At 53.2% G+C, this 20,053-nt stretch carries 15 protein-coding genes; 6 read left to right on the top strand and 9 right to left on the bottom strand.

The genetic code is table 11. The features are described 5' to 3' along the window. Nucleotides 1–54: 54 nt before the first annotated feature. The 3 genes from eno to CULFRC11_RS03765 form a co-directional block, all read right to left on the bottom strand. A complete protein-coding gene (gene eno, locus CULFRC11_RS03775) occupies nt 55–1,332 on the bottom strand; it encodes a phosphopyruvate hydratase (RefSeq protein WP_023635418.1) in 1,278 nt (425 codons plus the stop codon). A gap of 232 nt (nt 1,333–1,564) precedes the next feature. Further along, nucleotides 1,565–2,350: a lytic transglycosylase domain-containing protein gene (locus CULFRC11_RS03770; RefSeq protein ID WP_023635417.1), complete on the bottom strand. Its 786-nt coding sequence runs from the start codon at nt 2,348–2,350 to the stop codon at nt 1,565–1,567. A 96-nt stretch (nt 2,351–2,446) separates the two neighbouring features. Next, nucleotides 2,447–3,052 carry a MazG nucleotide pyrophosphohydrolase domain-containing protein gene (locus tag CULFRC11_RS03765; RefSeq protein ID WP_014525537.1) on the bottom strand — a complete coding sequence of 202 codons (606 nt, stop codon included), beginning with the start codon at nt 3,050–3,052 and terminating at the stop codon, nt 2,447–2,449. A 262-nt stretch (nt 3,053–3,314) separates the two neighbouring features. Between CULFRC11_RS03765 and CULFRC11_RS03760 the strand changes: the two genes are divergently transcribed. After that, nucleotides 3,315–4,805 (top strand): amino acid permease, encoded by a 1,491-nt coding sequence (locus CULFRC11_RS03760; RefSeq protein ID WP_023635416.1) that lies wholly within the window; start codon nt 3,315–3,317, stop codon nt 4,803–4,805. 140 nt (nt 4,806–4,945) lie between these two features. On the opposite strand, the gene mfd is transcribed toward CULFRC11_RS03760, so the two are convergent. The 4 genes from mfd to CULFRC11_RS03740 form a co-directional block, all read right to left on the bottom strand. Beyond that, nucleotides 4,946–8,695 carry a transcription-repair coupling factor gene (mfd, locus tag CULFRC11_RS03755; protein WP_181878575.1) on the bottom strand — a complete coding sequence of 1,250 codons (3,750 nt, stop codon included), beginning with the start codon at nt 8,693–8,695 and terminating at the stop codon, nt 4,946–4,948. A 125-nt stretch (nt 8,696–8,820) separates the two neighbouring features. Beyond that, nucleotides 8,821–9,468: a TetR/AcrR family transcriptional regulator gene (locus CULFRC11_RS03750; RefSeq protein WP_014525535.1), complete on the bottom strand. Its 648-nt coding sequence runs from the start codon at nt 9,466–9,468 to the stop codon at nt 8,821–8,823. 288 nt (nt 9,469–9,756) lie between these two features. Continuing rightward, complete coding sequence (locus CULFRC11_RS03745; protein ID WP_038620441.1) at nt 9,757–10,911, bottom strand: TDT family transporter; 1,155 nt, start codon at nt 10,909–10,911, stop codon at nt 9,757–9,759. Between the two features lie 94 nt (nt 10,912–11,005). Further along, nucleotides 11,006–12,574: a multicopper oxidase family protein gene (locus tag CULFRC11_RS03740; protein ID WP_023635414.1), complete on the bottom strand. Its 1,569-nt coding sequence runs from the start codon at nt 12,572–12,574 to the stop codon at nt 11,006–11,008. 274 nt (nt 12,575–12,848) lie between these two features. On the opposite strand from CULFRC11_RS03740, the gene glmU reads away from it, so the two are divergent. The 5 genes from glmU to pth all read left to right on the top strand — a co-directional run bounded on the left by glmU (nt 12,849) and on the right by pth (nt 18,808). Then, nucleotides 12,849–14,312, top strand: a complete 1,464-nt coding sequence (gene glmU, locus CULFRC11_RS03735) for a bifunctional UDP-N-acetylglucosamine diphosphorylase/glucosamine-1-phosphate N-acetyltransferase GlmU (protein ID WP_023635413.1) — start codon at nt 12,849–12,851, stop codon at nt 14,310–14,312. Between the two features lie 11 nt (nt 14,313–14,323). Further along, on the top strand, nt 14,324–15,304 hold the full coding sequence (locus tag CULFRC11_RS03730) for a ribose-phosphate diphosphokinase (protein WP_013911132.1): 981 nt from the start codon (nt 14,324–14,326) through the stop codon (nt 15,302–15,304). A 97-nt stretch (nt 15,305–15,401) separates the two neighbouring features. Further along, nucleotides 15,402–17,279, top strand: a complete 1,878-nt coding sequence (gene pulA, locus CULFRC11_RS03725) for a type I pullulanase (RefSeq protein WP_023635412.1) — start codon at nt 15,402–15,404, stop codon at nt 17,277–17,279. A 268-nt stretch (nt 17,280–17,547) separates the two neighbouring features. Then, nucleotides 17,548–18,171, top strand: a complete 624-nt coding sequence (locus CULFRC11_RS03720; protein WP_013911130.1) for a 50S ribosomal protein L25/general stress protein Ctc — start codon at nt 17,548–17,550, stop codon at nt 18,169–18,171. Between the two features lie 76 nt (nt 18,172–18,247). After that, nucleotides 18,248–18,808: an aminoacyl-tRNA hydrolase gene (pth, locus tag CULFRC11_RS03715; RefSeq protein ID WP_023635411.1), complete on the top strand. Its 561-nt coding sequence runs from the start codon at nt 18,248–18,250 to the stop codon at nt 18,806–18,808. Here pth and CULFRC11_RS11455 read toward each other — a convergent pair. After that, nucleotides 18,786–18,965 (bottom strand): hypothetical protein, encoded by a 180-nt coding sequence (locus tag CULFRC11_RS11455; RefSeq protein ID WP_013911127.1) that lies wholly within the window; start codon nt 18,963–18,965, stop codon nt 18,786–18,788. The genes pth and CULFRC11_RS11455 overlap by 23 nt on opposite strands. Before the next feature lie 58 nt (nt 18,966–19,023). Continuing rightward, nucleotides 19,024–20,046 (bottom strand): nitronate monooxygenase, encoded by a 1,023-nt coding sequence (locus CULFRC11_RS03705; RefSeq protein ID WP_023635410.1) that lies wholly within the window; start codon nt 20,044–20,046, stop codon nt 19,024–19,026. Between the last annotated feature and the right edge of the window lie 7 nt (nt 20,047–20,053).

Genomic DNA, 20,053 nt, shown 5'->3' with positions numbered 1-20,053 from the left:
AATATATTTGATACCCATGCGACCTTTAACCTGACCTATATTTAGTCCCTATGTTTAGTCGCGGAAACGCGGGAATGCAGAACGACCTGCATACACAGCAGCGTCTCCTAGCTCCTGCTCAATTCGCAGCAGCTGATTATATTTTGCCACACGTTCGGAGCGAGCGGGTGCTCCGGTCTTAATTTGACCACATCCGAGGGCAACCGAAAGATCTGCAATCGTGGTATCTTCCGTCTCTCCGGAACGGTGAGACATCATTGTGCGGTAACCATTGCGGTGAGCAAGATCAACAGCATCGAAGGTTTCAGTCAGGGTGCCGATCTGGTTGACCTTCACCAAAAGCGCGTTAGCAGCCTTCTTATCAATGCCTTCCTGCAGGCGAGCAGGGTTGGTTACAAAGAAGTCGTCACCAACGATTTGTACCTTATCGCCGATAGCCGCGGTGAGATTGGTGTAGCCCTCCCAATCGTCTTCTTGCAGAGGATCCTCGATAGACACAATTGGGTACTGCTCAATGAGATCTGCATAAACTTTCGCCATCTCCTCGGCGGTATGCTCGCCGCCCTCAAAGTGGTACTTACCGTCTTTGAAGAATTCCGAGGAAGCAACGTCCAGAGCCAGAGCTATATCCGTACCTGGCTTCATGCCAGCCTTTTCAATTGCCTCAACAATAAGGTCAAGAGCAGCCTTGGTGGACTCTACGGAAGGAGCGAAGCCGCCCTCGTCGCCAAGCCCTGTGGAAAGGCCCTTAGATTTGATCACAGATTTGAGTGAGTGATAAACCTCTGCACCCATCCGCAACGCCTCGGAGAAGCTCTCAGCACCGATAGGCGCAATCATGAACTCCTGAACGTCCACACCAGAGTCAGCATGTGCGCCACCATTGACGATGTTCATCATCGGAACAGGAAGAAGATGTGCGTTTGGGCCACCGACGTAACGGTACAGCGGAAGGCCTGCAGACTCTGCGGCAGCCTTGGCCACAGCCATGGAAACACCCAAGATGGCATTAGCACCCAGACGCGACTTGTTCTCAGTTCCGTCGAGAGCGATCATGGCTTGGTCGATAAGGCGCTGATCGTCAGCCTCTGCACCCGCAATAGCGTCAGCGATTTCCTCGTTGATGTTATTGACGGCATTGAGAACGCCTTTACCCAAGTAACGATCGCCGCCATCGCGAAGCTCATGTGCCTCATGGATGCCTGTCGATGCACCCGAAGGGACACCAGCGATGCCATGAGCCCCATCATCAAGGAAAACCTCTGCCTCGACGGTGGGATTACCGCGGGAATCGAGGATCTCGCGTGCGAAAACGTGCATAATGTCAGCCACTGTTTAGCTCCTAATGCGTTGTGGATGCAAGTTGTTCTTGCTTTGCAAGTTAATCACGTGATGCTGGTCCCAGCACATCATAAGAATGATCTTTTCCTTCAAAGAAGTTCCACCATGGAAAAACGTTCTTTGCAAAAATGTTGACCAATCAAACATTAACTGTCCGAATCACGCGTACATATCCAATTATGCCAACAATTCGGAAATTTTGGCGGGCAGTAGACGTGAGTTATTACACAGCCGGCTGACGCAACGCGTAGGAAGCTGCAGCGTTTCGCACCTTAATTAAATAGTCATTAGACATATTGTATGCATGCAACGCCGACGTCCATCCTTCTTTAGTGGCTAAATCCCGACCGTCGCATAGCATATTCGCAGCACTCAGAGCCGCGTCGTCGATCTGATTGGGATCCGCTACACCGTCGCCATTAGCGTCGCGTCCGTACTTTTTCCATGTTTCAGGGATGAATTGCATAGGACCAACCGCTCGGTCATATACGGTGTCTCCATCAAGACGTCCGTTATCCGTATCAGGGACCTTAGCAAAACCGGGTGATCCATCAAGCGGAACTCCGATAATCGGAGGCAGAACAAAACCGTTGGAGTCTATTTCTCGACTTTCAAACAGATGACCTGAGTATGTCCCATGCCGAGTTTCCACATACCCCAGTCCTGCAAGCGTCCCCCAGCTTAAATGACATTCCGGCCAAGACTCTGCAGCGATAAGCTCCGCGTTAGCATACGCGCGTATAGCTGCAGAGCTTATCGACGTATCAGCCGCAATAGGATCGGCCCAAAAAGCAAGCTTGTCAGATGTTCGCCCCGGAGCATGTATATCTATCCGAGGAACCTCCGCCGCTCTAGCTGGCGGCACCGACGTTGGAACGTCTTGTAGCTGCCGTACAGGAGACTCTCCCTCTAAGAAAGAAAGAGCCCATCCCACAAGAGAAATAACGAGGATCACCGACAACACAACACCCATCCCGCATCCTGCTGCGCGGCGAAATCCTGAACCCATGGCGAGTTATTCTACAGAAAAAGGCCTTCGGAGGACTAAGGCAGTACTCTACGGTTACTTCACACCCCACCTACGGGTTGCGTCGATAAGCTAACGTTACTTCCCAGTTTTTCGCTTCCCAGCGGACCATAACCGCTCCTGCTCAGAGACAGGAACCACGCCCGTGGAACCGTCAAAAAGATAGGGCTGACGCTTTTTCATCTTTTGAACAAAACTGGCTGCCACATCCTCAAAATCAAAGGATCCCCTCCTAGCCGCTATCTCCGCGTGGAATAGCACCTGCAACAGCACATCGCCGAGCTCCTCCATCAGTTCTTCATCCAAAGCCCCCTCACGGATAGCGTGGATTACTTCCGCACTTTCTTCCTCAAGATAAGGGATGAGGGAATGATGGGTTTGCATCTGTTCCCATTCTCCGCGGCGTAGTGCGTGAGCCATCACAACTCGCGCCTGCCTCACGGCTTCTTTCCGGGAAGCAACCTCGAGTATTTGCGCACCACGGTCGATTGTCTTAACAACAACAGGATCCGCTTCGTTGGTACTCGCAACGATCTCTTCTGTCCCCGCTTGCACACATTTCGCAAGAATTCTTTGAGCCTGTACCGGCACGTCATCTGTAAATGTGATTTTTCCTGAGAGTTTCTTTAATATTTCTACAGGAACCATTGTGGGCCAGCGCGGGTCTAGGAGGAGAACCATCATGTTCAATAATCCTAAGCCCTCACCCCTGCCTACAACTCGTTACTGAATAAGGACCAACAATCGATGAGCAACCAAAGCCTGGTTCAGTTGCTTCAATATTGAGTAGTTCACGCAGAGTGTAAGATTCGTAGGACTGAAAAGCCTTACTTTTCTACTGAGTGAATACATGTATTTTGTTTTCAGCCTTAGTCCTCTCGTTAATTGAGTGCAGTGTGTTCCCCCAAGTCCCTAGTTATTTTGTTTCATACGTAATGAGGTATCCATGAGCCTTGCAGCCTCCAGCGCTGACAAGAAATCACAGCACACGGTTCGCATCTGGACTCTCATCGGCCTAATCATCGGTTCGACTGTCGGCTCAGGAATCTTTTCTTTGCCGCAAAATATTGCATCAGTGGCAGCACCGGGAGCGATGTTCATCGGCTGGGTCATCGCAGGTGTAGGCATGCTGGCAGTGGCCTTTGTGTTCCAGATACTCGCGCATCGCAAACCACACCTTGACTCCGGTGTCTACTCCTATGTGCGCGCAGGATTAGGCGACTTCATCGGGTTTACCTCGGGTTGGGGCTACTGGCTAGGCAGTGTCATCGCACAAGTTGGATATGCCACGTTGTTCTTCTCCACGCTAGGACACTACATTCCGCTTTTTAATACGGACCATCGCCTGGCCTCTGCCATTGCAGTGTCTCTGATGACATGGCTTATCTTTGGTGTTCTGTCTCTAGGAATTAAGCAGGCCGCTTTTATGAATGCGGTCACCACGGTAGCCAAGTTGCTTCCTATCCTGGCATTTATCATATTGGTCATGTTCTTGGGCTTCAGCTGGGATAAATTCACCTTTGATTTCTGGGGCAATTCCACCGGAGCCTCCGTTTTTGACCAGGTCCAAGGCATCATGCTTTTCACCGTATGGGTATTCATCGGTGTTGAAGGCGCCTCAGTGTATTCCAAGCAAGCCCGCACGCGTGCCGACGTCGGACGCGCTACCGTATTCGGTTTCTTTACAGTGCTACTTTTGCTCGTCACCGTAGCAACCCTGTCCTATGGTGTGCTCACACGTGAAGAGCTCGCAGCCCTTCCTAACAACTCGATGGCTTATGTGTTGGAGGCTGTCGTCGGTCCCTGGGGCGCAGGACTGGTCTCCATTGGCCTGTGCCTGAGTGTTCTCGGCGCGTATGTCTCCTGGCAGATGCTTTGCGCGGAACCAGTAGCCATGATGGCCTTCGACGGACTACTCCCCCGACAGCTTGGAAAAATCAATGCCTCCGGTGCACCTTGGGTAGCCCAGTTAATTTCTACAGCAGTAATTCAACTCTGGGTGATCGTCTTCTTTATCAACCAGACCACATACGTGTCTATGGTTCAGCTCGCCACTGTTTTATACCTCGTCCCCTATGTTTTCTCAGCGTTCTATCTCATCTTGTTAGCGACTCGAGGCAAAGGGATTTCGCACCCTGCAGCAGGCACTCGCTTTGATGATTCTGGCCCAGAGGTCAGCCATAAAGAGAATCGTCGCCATCTCGCTGTGGCGCTCCTTGCCTTTGTGTACTCGCTGTGGCTGTTCTACGCCGCGGATCTGAAGTACGTGCTCTTCGGGGCCTTGGCGGTTCTTCCCGGCCTTATCCCCTACGTAGGGACCCGCCTCTATAAAAAGGAACCTGTTTTCAACGCATTCGAGTGGGTAGTGGTTTCGCTCATCGCAGTTGCAGGGTGCTACGGAATCTACGGCATTATCACTGGGACTATGTCTCTCTAAAAAGCCATTTCCAAAGGCCACACTGTTTTCTCTAGAACAGTGTGGCCTTTCTTTTTAGCTCGTACAACTTAATGGGATAAGAACTACTCCCGTGTATATTCCGGAGCGAAACTTACTGCGCTGGTGCTTTCACAGCGTTATCAACGCATCCGATACTTCCTCCTACGCGCTTCACGTTTGTCCTCATAGTCCTCGTCGTCATTACGCTCGCTCCGTCTAGTAACGGTACGTTGAGCAGTGCGCGCCCGCCCAGGGCTGGGTGATTCCCCCACGGAGATGATTTTTTCAGGCACGGCTTCCCCCGTAACTGAGATGCGTGGTATTTCAAACATTTCCGATAGGAAGTCTGCTACCCATTGGAGGAGGGCGACGTCGCGAAGCGGCTTATCGGTAACGTTGCGCCCCTCCTTAGGAAAGGACAGCTGGATAGCCTTAGCCGCAGCTCGGTATGTCGCGGAAGGCAGTAGCCGTTTAAGCCGGACTTGTTTGGAATCTGGGAGTTCCACCGGATGGATCTTGATCCGCGTTCCCTGCACACCAATGTCGCTGATGCCCGCGGATCTGGCGAGGTGCCGTAGCCGAGCCACAGCCAGGAGGCGTTTGACCTCTTCAGGCAATGGTCCGTAGCGATCCTCCATCTCTTCTACTGCGAGTATCAGATCGGCATTGCTTTGCGACGCCGCCAGCTTCCTATACACCTCAAGCCGGAGTCGTTCTGCGTTGATATACGACTCTGGGATGTGCGCATCCACCGGCAAATCGATGCGGATTTCTTTTGGCCCGTCATCGGTGGCATCGATGATTTTTCCGTCTGCAAGGGCTCGGTAGGCCTCCACGGCTTCACCGACAAGTCTCACATAAAGATCAAATCCTACGCCTGCGATATGGCCAGATTGCTGCGCACCAAGTACGTTACCGGCGCCTCGCATTTCCAGGTCTTTCATGGCCACTGCCATACCAGCACCCAAATCGTTGTTCTGAGCGATGGTGGCCAGGCGGTCGTAGGAGTTTTCCGTCAGTGTTTGTCCCTTGGGATACAGGAAGTACGCGTAACCACGTTCCCGGGAACGCCCTACGCGTCCGCGCAGCTGATGAAGCTGCGAAAGTCCCATATGATGTGCGTTCTCCACGATGAGGGTATTGGCATTGGCAATATCCAAACCAGTCTCCACGATGGTGGTGCACACCAGCACATCAAATTCACGATCCCAGAACCCCTGGACAGTTTGTTCCAGCAGTTCCTCACTCATCTGACCATGCGCAACAACAATACGAGCTTCCGGCACTAAGTCTCGCAGGTCTCTAGCTTTCTTTTCAATATCGGAGACCTTGTTATGCACAAAGAACACCTGGCCGTCTCGCAACAATTCGCGCCGGATAGCTGCAGCAATTTGCTTATCTTCTTGTGCGCCAACATACGTCAAGATGGGGTGGCGATCCTCGGGAGGAGTCAAAATGGTCGACATCTCGCGGATCCCAGCCATAGACATTTCCAAAGTTCGTGGGATCGGTGTGGCAGACATTGTCAGCACATCGACATGGGTACGCAGTGCTTTGATGTGTTCTTTATGCTCCACACCAAAACGTTGTTCCTCATCGACGATGACCAATCCGAGGTTCTTCCACTGAATTCCTGTTTGAAGCAGGCGATGCGTACCGATCACGATATCCACGGTGCCGTCGGCAAGCCCTTTTATGGTTTCTTTTGCTTCAATCGTGGAGGTAAAACGGCTTAAGCCACGCAGATTCACCGGGAATCCGGCCATACGTTCATCAAACGTGGACAGATGCTGCTGCGCTAGCAACGTGGTAGGAACGAGGACCACCACTTGTTTGCCATCCTGAACAGCCTTAAAAGCGGCCCTCACAGCAACTTCTGTCTTGCCATACCCCACATCTCCTACAATGACGCGATCCATGGGGACGGGTTTTTCCATATCCGCTTTGACCGCCTCGATGGCCATCATCTGGTCTTCAGTTTCAACGTATGGAAAGTTGTCTTCCATCTCATGTTGCCAGGGGGAATCAGGTGCAAAGGGGTGTCCCGGCGCGGATTGTCGCTTGGCATAAAGCTCAACGAGTTCACCGGCGATTTCCCGAACTGCAGCGCGAGCCTTTTTCTTAGTGTTCTTCCAATCGGAGCCCCCCATCTTGGATAACGAGGGTTTCTCGCCTCCCACGTATTTGCTCAGGAGATCAAGGGAGTCCATGGGAACAAAAAGCTGGTCTGCAGGTTGCCCGCGTTTTGCCGGTGCGTATTCCAGAACGATGTATTCCCGTCGCGAGGTCTCGTCCCCTGACGTAATCGTGCGCTCGGTCATTTTGAGGAATCGACCAATGCCGTGGGTTTCATGCACCACAAAGTCGCCGGTCTTCAGCGCAAGCGGATCTACGCGGTTGCGTCGTTTAGCTGGACGACGCTTTGCTCCTGCGATATCGCCCACGCGGTTACCAGTGAGATCGGTCTCTGTGACGACGACAAGAGGCAATGCCTCGGTTCCAGCTTTTTTACGGACTTTGGGAAAGACGAGGCCCGCGTGGCTAAGCGCCTGGTAGAGAGTCACTTCTCCCGGCGTGGGCTCCCAGCCCGGTGTGGCTACCTTTGTGGGGATGCCTTTTTCTTTGAACCTATCCACCATGCGCTTGATCGCACCCTTAGCTGGGGCGATAAAGGCAGCCCTACCGCCTGCGGTGGTATGGGCTAGCAGCAGGGACATCATCTCTTCAATCTGAGAGAGATCACCGCGCGGGGTGGGTCCTGCTTCAAAGTCGAGGGGAAGAGTGTCCGCATCGTCTGCTTCAAACATGCCAGAAGGCGCAAAGGTCCACCATGAGCACCCCGCCTGGCGCGCGGATATTTCTAAAGACTCATACGAGCGATAGGAGCTAGCTTCTAGATCTAGTCCTTGGGCAGCAACCGGCCCAGCGGCCCCCATTGCTGCGGCCTCCCACCCCGCTGCAAGGAACTCTGCGTCGGTGGCCTGCAAATCCGCCACCCTGGTGCGAATTTTTTCTGGGCCGACTGCTATCACATGTGTGCCCTGTGGCATGAGCTCAGGGAGTGTAACCAAAGGGGTATCTACGAGCGCTGGGATAAGCGCTTCCATACCGTCCGCAGGGGTGCCCTCCGCCAGCTTGGATAAGAGTTCTTGCAGCGTGGGGTTTCCCTGATACTTCAACGCTAAATCGCCGGCGCGCTCTGCTACTCCGGGTGTGACGAGGAGTTCGCGAGCAGGGAAAATTTCCACAGCTTCGTGGGAAGAATCCGGGATTGCCCTCTGGTCAGCCACTGAGAATTCCCGGATCTCCGTAATCTCGTCTCCCCAGAATTCTAAGCGAACAGGTCGATCCATAGTCGTGGGGAATATATCGAGGATTCCGCCTCGGGTAGCAAACTCCCCGCGCTTAGCCACAAGATCAACGTGTTGATAAGCCCTAAAAACGAGCTGTCGAGTGAGCTCTTCTAAGTCATAATCTTTTTCTGCCTCGAGGAGGAGGGCATTACGCCCCTCTGCGTTCTGAAGAATCGGTTGGCTAATGCCGCGTGCGGCTGTCACAACCACGCGCAGATCACTCAGATGTGACAAGATCCTAGCCCTCTGACCCGCCACATCGGCGGCTGGGCTAAGACGCTCGTGAGGAAGAGTCTCCCATGCGGGGAACCAGGCTACAGAGTCCCCCAGCATTGCCCGAAGTTCCGCAGTGAGATCCTCGGCTTCACGCCCGGTCGCCGTGATAACCAGTACTGGGGCTCGGTGAGATAACGCTCCGATAGCCCAGGGACGAGATTGATCTATGCCGGTAATATGCAGCGCTGGGTCACCAACGTGTTCCAGCAGTCCCTTGATTTTGGGGTCTGTCGCCGCAACTTTGAGTAGCCCCGCAAGCATGGCGGGATGGTGGCTGTTAGCGGCTGCGTTATCAGTTGACAACAAGAAACTCCTCAAAAACTACGACAAAGACTCGGGCGATCTATCCCCGATTGCTCACAGAAGAGCCGGTGAAAACAAAGCTTTTAGTGGGACCCTAAAGTCTCCGGCTTGTTTCCGATTTCTGACAAGGACGGTTCAGGCTCCATACCTGCCAGACCGTTCCAACAAAGATTCACTATATGAGCCGCGACCTCTTCTTTTGTGGGCCCACCGAGCTCTTCTTTTTGATCCAACCACCATTGAGCAGTCATGGAGACCATTCCCACAAGCGCCTGGGCGTACAGAACAGCATTTTTGGGGTCCAGCTCTGATCGTTCAAAAGCCTGTTCCAGAAGATACGAGACCTGCACGACGGCGTCGTTAAGCAACGTGGAATAGCTACGAGCCTGGCCCGCCTTCATATCCCGTACTAGAATCTGGAAGCCATCAGTATCTTCTTCCACATATGTAAGTAGCCCTAGCACGGCTTGTTCGATGCGCGCTCGCGAACGACCAGTCTGCAAAGAATCGGTAATCGCTTTTTCCAGCCGAAGCATCTCACGGTCAACGACTACAGCGTAGAGCCCTTCTTTGCCCCCAAAGTGCTCGTAGACCACTGGCTTAGACACCCCCGCACGAGCAGCAATTTCTTCTACGCTCGTCCCCTCAAAACCGCGCTCAGAAAACACGCTGCGCCCAACCACAATAAGTTGTTCTCGACGTTCTTTTCCAGTCATTCGCTTTCGGACCATATTCACTACCTTATCGTGTCCTACGCAAACGCTGTTCACGCCATCTAACAACTACTGAAAATCGTCACACAGGTTTTCTATACACAAAACCCCGACTCCACAACGGGTGTGAAGACGGGGTAAAAATGCTTCCCCACCAGGACTCGAACCTAGAATGACGGTACCAAAAACCGTAGTGTTGCCGATTACACCATGGGGAAAGATGAGGCCACCGATAATGCTTAAAGCATTAGGCGGAACCACCGAAGGAGATCATACAATATTTTCTCTCCTTTGGAAATTTTAGGATTACACCCTCAAGGATTTCTTTGCGAAGTCTCCTCGCGACTGCATAATCACCGCGCGTGTCGACGTCACCAAGCACAGCGTCACCGTCCCCACCAAACAGACGGTGCCAAAAGCACCCAGCCACGTAAAAAAGCTTAACCCGGTACCTCGGGCAAACAGCGTGGCTCCCAGCGCCAAAGTGCCAAGGGGGAATGTCATCGCCCACCATCCCGGGGTAAAAGGCATCCGCAGGTAGAACCCTCGTATGGTCATCGCCACGGCAAATATCACGAGAGGAATCCCCACAATGAGCATGATCCAGCCGTAAAGATTGGCCAGATTATGCATGGCTGCTTGAGTCCCCGGGAGTACAAGGTGATCAGTCTGAAAGGCCATCGCTTGTGCTGCAGCTGTCGACTGTCCCACAACGCCCAGGGGTATCCATGCTGATACGGACGCAACAACAGGGATGGGTTCTACCCGCCATTGATGGTTGTAGGAACAAGCGAAAATGATAGAGCCGACAAACAGCGAGAGGAAAAAGCATGCGATGGAGACAACCTGCACGTAGGGATCAAGGGTCTCCGACACATGCGGCACCAAGTTGGCTCCCGTCGTGGAAGAAACCATGGGCCCCACTACGGCCAAGCCCCAAATGGTTGTAGGTGCGCCACGGTCTACGCCTATCAAACGGGTCGCAAATCCAAACGCTGAGCACACGCCCACAACAGTGCCAAACACCCACATTCCAGTATTAAGTCCCCACACAAAACCTAATAATCCTGGGGCGAAAGAAGGAACGACTACGGTACTTGCAGATCCCACTGAGAGGTACCCCATAGAGACCGTCGCCCAAAACGGCATTTGTGAGAAATCTGTTATCGAACGACTAAAAACACTGGGATTACGCACAACGCGAAACACAAAGCCAAAGGTCAAACCAACCAACAGCGCCCATGCAATCCCCAGAACAACAGCAGAAAGGATATGCGCGCCGGGCAGATGGGACGCATGAGTGTGAAGCAAGTTTGCCAAAAGCCCGGTTCCCATCACAGAGGGAAACCATGCAGGACCCGCTGGCGGAAGAGGAATACTCGAACCATGACCAGGCTTGTTGCCGTGCATGGGAGAATTCCGAGCATCGGTAGAAACAGAACGACGAGATTCCAAAGACACTACTGTTGTCCTTATTGCTGATAAAACGTATTACTGCGTATAGCATTCACTACTTAGCTATTTTTGGGTAACCAGGTCGTCGCTACGCCGCGTATTAGTGGCTATGTCCGTGTTCTCCTGCCGGATGTGTCAGCGTGTAATCCGTACGCAGATCGGGCATTTCCCCTTTATTAAGCATCATGTACTGCCCCATCATCCCTTGATCCTCATGGAACAACATATGGCAGTGATACATATAGGGGTAATGATTATCCCTATACTGTCCAAAGACCACGGCAAGAGTCGCCGTAGCTCCTGGAGGCAGGGTGATGGTATCTTTCCAGCCTTGCGTTGTTACGACGGCATCTGTGCCGTTTAAACTCAGAACTTTGAACGCACAGTTGTGTATATGAAAGTTGTGTATCCAATCGGAATTTCCGTTGGTCACAACCCATTTTTCTGGATCTGAATGCGCAATAGCAATGTCCACTCGATGCATGTCCATCGACTGCTCATTTATCTGAAACGTGTTAAGAACAAAGGTGCGCTCGATCGAATGCTCTGTGTTAGGCAACTCACCGGCCGAGGTATCTAGTACCTGAGGCAATTGTTGCGGTTCAGAAGCGCTGCTTTCAGGCCCCTTGATCAACAAGACTTCATGTGCATCGTGGAGTCGAAATTTAGCCGTGTACTCGTCTTGCGGAACTCCAAGATGATCCGCAAAGCCGATGGACTGCAACGATACTTCTTCCCCCGGGGCAATATCTACAACTATTTCCACTCTTTCACCAGGGCCAAGCATGACACTCGTTGCTTCTTGGGGAGACTCTAAAAGCCCTGAGTCAGAGGCAATGATATGGAACGAGCGTGAATCGGAAAGCGCAAGGTTATGAAACCGCATCGTCGAACCACATAAAATTCGAAAGCGAACCCGGCGCGTTGTTGCCTGGAAGTGTGGATTAGTTATGCCGTTGACATAGGGAACGTCGCCTAAAAGCCCTACCGTGTCATCGATCGTCTCGTCGAGAACGCCGGCTTCCGTAAAATTCGCGTCCATGAGAATCAAGGGCACATCGTCTACCCCATACTCCTGAGGCAGATCAAGAGACTTTGAAACGTCGTCTTCAAGGATGATCATTCCAGCCAAGCCACGATATGCCTGCAGCCCAGTTTCCCCATGCGGATGAGGGTGGTACCACAGTGTGGCGGCAGGCTGTTCTACTGTGTAGCTCGCAGTCCACTTCTTCCCTGGCGCAATGGGAGAATGCGGACCTCCATCAGCACGAGCGGGTAAAAGCATGCCGTGCCAGTGCACAGCGGTTTCTTCGGTGAGTTCATTGAGCACCGTAAGAGATACGGCGTAGCCTCGCGATGCGCGGATTGTTGGACCAAGGTGCGATCCATTAAACCCCCATGTCGGAGTCTTAATCCCCGGAAGAATCTCTGATTCTCCTCGTTGCGTGGTCAAAGTAAAGGTTCGTTGCATTCCAGATTCTTGGGCCGGTGCCAGCGGCGGAATAGGTAATGCACGAGTTTGCCCGTCCCAACCCCGTGGACTCGGTAACTTCTTCCTAGTCTTCTCACGCCCTCGTTCTTCTTTCCCGCACCCAGAAAGACTAATGCCAGCAGCTGTTGCACTTGCCAGGCCGCCGAGCGCTAGGAAGGACCGTCGATTCAGCTGCATAAGCGCCTTTCATCCAATACCGTCAATAAAGTTGAGGAAGCTCAGCACCTCATCGTAGCTGCTAATACCGCTGCGTCGCAGAGCTGTCGTCTGTTCGTGGCACAGAAACAGTGATAGGGACCCTTGTAGAACACAACCCATCTTTTCGTTTTCGTCCTCTGTCGCTTCTGCACCGTATATCCGCTAGCGGCAAAAAACGTTGTGCTGACAAGATGAGCAAGTAGACTCTTTACACGTAATACTCAATGTGATCGATCAAGGAGAACGTGCACCTGTGAGCACACCTACACCTGCCGAGGCGGTGGCGGTAGTCGTCTTAGCGGCTGGGGCCGGCACCCGAATGAAATCTGAGCTGCAGAAAACTCTGCATTCGATCGGCGGACGATCGTTGCTTTCCCACTCCTTACATGCAGCAGCGGGGGTCTCCCCCGAACGCATAGTCGCTGTGGTTGGTCACGGGAGAGACCAAGTTGCCCCTGCAGTAGAACATGTTGCATCGGAATTAGGCAGAGAGATCAGCATCGCGGTCCAGGAAGAGCAAAAGGGCACTGGACACGCCGTGCAGTGTGCTATGGATCAGCTCAAAGATTTCTCGGGCACCATTTTGGTTACTAATGCAGATGTTCCTCTGCTGCGCCCGGAAACACTTTCTGAGCTAGCGGAGTTCCACCGCGAGGCACCTACCGCGGTCACGGTGCTCACGATGCGTTTGGATGACCCTACCGGCTATGGTCGCATTGTCCGCGACGAGTCGCACTCTGTTGCAGCCATCGTCGAGCAAAAAGATGCCGATAGCAAGACCCTCAGCATCCAGGAAGTCAACTCGGGTGTTTTTGCGTTCGACGCACGCATCCTCGCGCATAGTTTGACACAGCTGGACACGGACAACGCACAAGGCGAGCTGTACCTGACCGACGTCCTCGGCATCGCAAGAAGCGAGGGGCATACCGTCCGGGCTTACCCGGTGGCAGACCCTCACGAGCTCGGCGGAGTCAACGACCGCGTACAACTTGCTGAAGCCGCTAAAAGGCTCAACACCCGCACCGTAGAGGAAGCCATGCGCGGTGGCGCTACCGTCATCGATCCCGCTACCACGTGGATCGACGTAGACGTGACCGTGGGCAGAGACGTCACCATCTACCCGGGTACTCAGCTACGCGGCAGCACCACAATCGCTGACAACGTGGAGGTGGGCCCGGATAGCACCCTCATCAACATGGTGGTGGGAGAAGGAGCTCACGTCATACGAACCCACGCCATGGATTCAGAGATTAAAGCGCGTGCTTCTGTTGGCCCATTCACCTACATTCGCCCCGGAACCGTCGTCGGCGAAGAAGGTAAATTGGGTGGATTTGTGGAAGCCAAGAATGCGCAGATTGGCCGTGGCTCCAAAGTGCCTCATTTGTCCTATATCGGTGACGCCACAGTAGGTGAATATTCCAATATTGGAGCCTCAAGTGTCTTTGTAAACTACGACGGCGTGGAAAAGCACCACACAACCATAGGCTCCCACGTCAGAACAGGTTCTGACACGATGTTTATCGCTCCAGTGACGGTCGGTGATGGTGCGTACTCTGGAGCAGGTACAGTAATCAGAGAAGACGTTCCTCCGGGAGCTCTTGCCGTCTCCGGAGGCAAGCAGCGCAATATTGAGGGATGGGTGGAGAAGAGACGCCCAGGAACTCCCGCAGCTGAAGCCGCCCGTAGGGCATCTGACCACCAATCCAAGGAAGGTTAAGCGAAAACCCCATGACTTCGCACAACTGGACTGCAAACCAGAAGAATTTGATGCTGTTCACTGGTCGCGCCCACCCTGCTCTTGCCGACGCCGTCGCTAATGAACTAGGTATCAGCACCACTCCGACAACAGCTCGCGACTTTGCTAACGGCGAGATCTTCGTCCGCTTTGAAGAATCCGTCCGCGGCTGCGATGCTTTTGTTTTGCAGTCCCACGCACAGCCGCTCAACAAGTGGCTCATGGAACAGCTCATCATGATTGATGCGCTCAAGCGCGGCTCTGCAAAGCGCATCACCGCAATTCTCCCTTTCTATCCTTATGCACGCCAGGATAAGAAGCACCGCGGCCGCGAGCCGATTTCCGCCCGCTTGGTCGCAGACTTGCTGCGCACTGCTGGCGCTGACCGCATCGTTGCAGTCGACCTCCACACCGATCAGATCCAGGGCTTCTTCGATGGCCCCGTCGATCACATGCACGCTATGCCGATCCTGACCGATTACATCAAGGGCAAGTACGACCTAGAAAACGTCGTGGTTGTTTCCCCTGATGCCGGCCGTGTGAAGGTCGCAGAAAAGTGGGCTAATACGCTTGGCGATGCCCCCCTCGCCTTCGTTCACAAGACTCGTTCCGTGGACGTAGCCAACCAGGTTGTGGCTAATCGCGTGGTCGGCGATGTGAAGGGTAAGACTGCAATCTTGCTCGATGACATGATCGATACTGGTGGAACCATTGCCGGTGCCGTGGGAGTCCTCCGCGATGCTGGTGCTGAAGACGTCATCATCGCTTGTACCCACGGTGTGTTCTCCGGCCCTGCCCGCGAGCGCCTCTCCCAGTGCGGTGCAAAAGAAGTGATCACCACTGACACGCTGCCGCAGTCCGATGAGGGCTGGGACAACCTCACGGTATTGTCCATTGCCCCACTCTTGGCAAAGACGATCCATGAGATCTTTGAAAACGGCTCCGTAACCACTCTGTTTGAAGGCGAAGCCTAAAACCACGTCAAGGCCTGGTACGCGGCCTCGTGTACCAGGCCTTAGCCATGCCCGTCGCCCTTTTGACTTTCTCCCCTGATTTTTCGTTGGATTTCTGATGCACGATTCCCTCCCCTCACCAGCCTCTGATACATACGACGGGCAGCTTGGTGCCCTCTACACCCCGACTGCCACGACTTTCCGAGTATGGGCTCCCTCAGCTCACAAGGTAGATCTGATTCTTAACCGGGAATCGGGTAGTCAGCGCATCGCGATGGCGTCGATAAGCAAAGGCACATGGGAAACCATCGTCTCGGGAGACTGCGAGAACGCGGTTTATATGTATCGCCTTGAGTTTGACCAGGGTAAGGTCGTCGAATCTGTTGATCCCTATGCGCGGGCAGTCACCGCAAACGGCGATCAAGGTGTTGTTCTTGCCCCCGGAACCCCGTTGCAACGAATGCCTGCTTTTAGTTCCCCGCTAGATGCAGTCATCTACGAGGCACACATTCGTGATCTCACTATCGGCCCAGACAACGGAATCACGCACAAAGGAACTTTTCTAGGGCTTGTAGAACCCGGTACGCGCACGGCGTTAGGTAACCGCAGTGGTCTCGATTATCTCCGTTCCCTTGGAGTGACCCACGTACAGCTGCTGCCAATTTTTGATTTCGAGTCGATCGATGAAACCGGCGACCTTAGTTTTGATGCCCAGTACAACTGGGGCTACGACCCATTAAATTACAACGTTCCCGAGGGATCATACTCCACCGATCCCACAGCCCCTGCCTGCAGAATCACAGAGCTTAAGCGCACTATCGACGCCCTCCACACAGCTGGTTTACGCGTGATCATGGATGTGGTGTACAACCACGTCTACTCCACGTCATCGTCACCCTTAGAGCGCACAGCACCCGGCCGATATTTCCGGATGACTCCAGAGGGAACCTTCTACGACGGAACTTTCTGTGGCAATGAAACCGCCTCAGAAGAACCCATGATGCGAAAATTCCTCCTCGATTCAGTTGAATACTGGGCCAAGGAATTCGCACTCGATGGTTTCCGCTTTGATCTCATGGGAATCCACGATGTAGAAACCATGAATCTGGTGCGCGAGCGCCTGGATAGTATCGACCCCTCTATCATCATCGTGGGAGAAGGCTGGCCCATGGGAAACCACCCCGAGGGGGTTCTTCCCGCACACCAGGGCAATGCAGAGCATATGCCAAGGATTGCACACTTTAATGAGTCCCTCCGAGACACTCTCAAGGGCAGCACTTTTGGAGAAGAACGCCCCGGTCTACTTACCGGATCCCACGATCCCCAGCTCATGTGGACACTCTTTAACAACATCAAAGGTGGCCAGCACCTACCAGGAATCTCTTTTACTGCGCCAGAGCAATCGGTTGCCTACGTTGAAGCACACGATAATCACACGTTGTTTGATCGCCTCCGCATCGCATTGCCTGAGGCAGAAGAAGCCGAGTTGATCCAGCGATGCCAGTTAGCCATGGAGGTCCAGTTCCTTGCTGCGGGCATTGTCTTCATCCACGCAGGACAAGAGTTTGCTCGCACCAAGTATGGCGACGAAAATTCCTACGCATCCCCAGACCACATCAACCACTTTGATTATGACCGCGCGGGGCGCCTGCATAGTTCTGTCGATCTGCTTCGCGAACTCATAGCCATGCGTAACGACCACGGTTTTATGCGACTCAACTCTTTCGAGGAGATCCGGCATACCACCGTGGCCACGGTTATTACCCCACGTCAGTTGGTGTACACGGTGGAAGCATCCGATACTGCCACACCCCCCTTCCTAGTCGCTATCAACTTTGCCAACACAGAATTTCACGCGCCAGTGGAACCCGGTAGCTACGAGGAGATCTTTGCACGTCATCATTACGTGGGGGAAGAAAACCCTCCTGTTGCAATAAGCGAGGGAAAACTTAGTGTTGCACCTTTGAGCGTAAGTATCTGGCGAATCGTGGACTAGGGAACGATAAGCTCCTAGTCACCTACCTCAGTTATGCCTCAGCCACGCTGATCATGTACATTTTTCAGCTTGATTCCGCGGCGGCATTGGTGGTATCGTAGCCGAGTCTCGGCGAGGGCGCCTTGTAAGGAGCCGTTATCGACGCGATTGTTTTTAAAGCTTATTTAAGCCTGCGAAGACTCGACCAAGACATTCGAGTCGGCCGCAGGCCATTTTCTTTTGGTGCGGCCGAAGTTTTCACCTTCATAAAACTTTTGAGGAGAATTTCATGGCTAACTACCCAACCATCTCAGCTCAGCCACGTACCGAGTTTGGCAAGGGCTTTGCTCGCCGCCTGCGTGTTGCTGGCCAGGTTCCTGGTGTTATCTACGGCACCGATCTTGAAGCACCACTTCACTTCTCCGTAGACATCCTTGAGCTCCACGCACTGCTTCGTGCACACGGCTCCAACGCTGTTCTCGATCTTGACATCGAAGGCGAGAAGCACCTCGCTATGGTCAAGCACGTTGATCAGAACGTTTTGACCCTCAACGCTGACCACGTCGACCTCCTAGCCATCAAGCGTGGCGAGAAGGTTGAGGTCGAGGTTCCTGTTGCTCTCCAGGGAGAGACCGCACCAGGCACCACCCTGATCCAGGATGCTGACACCGTTCTCGTTGAAGCAGACGTTCTCTCCATCCCTGAAGAGATCGCTTTCTCCGTTGAAGGCCTTGAGGTTGATTCCAAGGTTCTCGCCGGCGATCTTTCCCTCCCAGCAAACACCACCTTGGTTGCTGATCCTGAGTTCGTTATCGCTACCGTTTCCTTCGAAGAGGTTGCTGAAGAGCCTGAGGAGTCTGCTGAGGGCGAAGCTGCTGAGTCCGCAGAAGCTGAGGCTGAGGGCGAAGAGTAAACTTTTTTCGCTTACTTACTTAAAAAGCCAGCTCGCATTTTTGTGGGCTGGTTTTTTACTGCCACAATAAGAAACCGTGACTTCACCTTTTCTCGTCGTTGGCCTTGGCAATCCCGGCCCGCAATACGCAACAACTCGCCACAACATCGGTTATATGGCAATCGATGAGTTACTCACCCGCGCCTCCCCTATGCCGGCAAAGCTCAGTGCACATAAAAAAACCAACATGATGGCAGCAGAGACTAGGATCGGAACTACAAAAGTCATCCTTGCTACGCCGCGCAGCTTTATGAATCTCTCCGGCGGCCCAGTGCGCTCAATCGCAAATTTTTTCAACGTTCCTGCTTCCCAGGTAATAGTGCTTTTCGACGACCTCGAACTCGGGTTCAGCGAAGTCAAAGCAAAACGTGGAGGCGGCGATCATGGGCACAATGGCTTGCGTTCCATTACCCAGTCATTGGGCACTAAAGATTACATCCGAGTAGGAATAGGGATAGGACGCCCGCCCGGCCGCATGGAACCCAAAGCATTTGTTCTCAAGCCTTTTAGCAAGAAGGAACTGGTGGAAATTCCTATCGCGTGTGCCGATGCAGCAGACGAAGTCGAGCGGATTATTACCAACGACGGGCTTTCTTAAGCGCTTTAGCCAGGGCAGCGTCGTCTAGCTCAAATGCTCCCTGCTTATCTAGCCTTTTGAGTACCACCGCACAGGTTTTGCAGCGCGGATTGTCTCGGCAACACTTCTTCTTGTGCTTGCCTTTCCGTGCAGCTTTTCTAATTTTATCCATGCCCATAATCGACCACTATATAAGAGCTAAACCTTTCCTAAGTACATGGCGCGAAGTGGAAGGCTTATTTTCCCGTGAGATAATCCAGTACCTCTTGCACTGTACCTGGATGAATTAGTTTGGTGCGCTCACCGACAAGGCAATATTCATAACCTTTCTTATTCCTTAATGGAGACATCATGATTCCAAGCTCGGGATAGGAACATGGCAGGTCGGGATGGGAAAGGGAAAAATTGGTTGCGATCCCGCGCGCCATCCGCCCAGAAAAAGCTCGACTACTCAGTGTTTGCCCACCTGCACTGATCATCGCTCTGTTTGCCTTGCTCGTTCCTGCCTCGCAGGTAAGGAGAAAGGCCGAACCACAACTCACCGCACTAACCCCCAAAGACAAAGCGGCTTTCACATCCTTGGGTGTTCTGATTCCGCCTGCCGCGATCAGCACTGCATCGGGATGCTGAGCATGGAGCACAGAACACAGTTCTGCGGTAGATGAAAGGTTTGGGGTTTCACGAGCATCCCATGTCAGGCGATGTCCCCCTGCCTCATGTCCTTGCACAACAAGGGCGTCAACGCCACGAGTAAGAGCCTCTTCCGCTTCCCTCACGCTGGTTACTGATGCCCATACTTCCACGCCCGCGCTATGAAACTGCCGTATTTCTTCCGCAGTAAAGCACCCAAAGGAACTAGACACTACTGTGGGCCCGTAGCCTTCTGAGCACGCAGTAAAGACTGCCTCACGCTTTGCAAGAAAGTCATTCGAGTAATCAACAGTAGGCATAGCCGGTTGTTCTATCCCCACTGCATCACATTCTTTTTTCACAAGCTGATGAACGCGATCGATCGCATCCGGGTCAGTGTGATGAGACTGCGGGTAGAAAAAATTAACCCCATAGGGTTTTCCCGCTGTCAGCTGAGCGCAGTCTCGTATGTCTTGTACGAGTAACGCGACATCTTTGTTTCCTGAGGCCAAAAATCCCAATCCACCGCCGTTAGAAACAGCTGCCGCAAGCGCGGGAGTCGATGGGCCACCTGCCATTGGAGCACCGATGATAGGACAGCTAAGCTTTTCCAGAATCCGCGACGTCATAGTCGCA

Origin of the sequence: Corynebacterium ulcerans (genome assembly GCF_000767685.1) — a bacterium.
Classification (GTDB): domain Bacteria; phylum Actinomycetota; class Actinomycetes; order Mycobacteriales; family Mycobacteriaceae; genus Corynebacterium; species Corynebacterium ulcerans.
This window is presented reverse-complemented; position numbering and strand designations above follow the sequence as displayed.

Coding starts and splice junctions, on each gene's coding strand:
- CULFRC11_RS11455 (WP_013911127.1), bottom strand. CDS start 18,965: ATGGGCATGGATAAAATTAGAAAAGCTGCACGGAAAGGCAAGCACAAG.
- CULFRC11_RS03705 (WP_023635410.1), bottom strand. CDS start 20,046: ATGACGTCGCGGATTCTGGAAAAGCTTAGCTGTCCTATCATCGGTGCT.
- CULFRC11_RS03730 (WP_013911132.1), top strand. CDS start 14,324: ATGACTTCGCACAACTGGACTGCAAACCAGAAGAATTTGATGCTGTTC.
- CULFRC11_RS03760 (WP_023635416.1), top strand. CDS start 3,315: ATGAGCCTTGCAGCCTCCAGCGCTGACAAGAAATCACAGCACACGGTT.
- CULFRC11_RS03740 (WP_023635414.1), bottom strand. CDS start 12,574: ATGCAGCTGAATCGACGGTCCTTCCTAGCGCTCGGCGGCCTGGCAAGT.
- CULFRC11_RS03765 (WP_014525537.1), bottom strand. CDS start 3,052: ATGATGGTTCTCCTCCTAGACCCGCGCTGGCCCACAATGGTTCCTGTA.
- CULFRC11_RS03770 (WP_023635417.1), bottom strand. CDS start 2,350: ATGGGTTCAGGATTTCGCCGCGCAGCAGGATGCGGGATGGGTGTTGTG.
- pulA (WP_023635412.1), top strand. CDS start 15,402: ATGCACGATTCCCTCCCCTCACCAGCCTCTGATACATACGACGGGCAG.
- CULFRC11_RS03750 (WP_014525535.1), bottom strand. CDS start 9,468: ATGGTCCGAAAGCGAATGACTGGAAAAGAACGTCGAGAACAACTTATT.
- CULFRC11_RS03720 (WP_013911130.1), top strand. CDS start 17,548: ATGGCTAACTACCCAACCATCTCAGCTCAGCCACGTACCGAGTTTGGC.
- mfd (WP_181878575.1), bottom strand. CDS start 8,695: ATGCTTGCGGGGCTACTCAAAGTTGCGGCGACAGACCCCAAAATCAAG.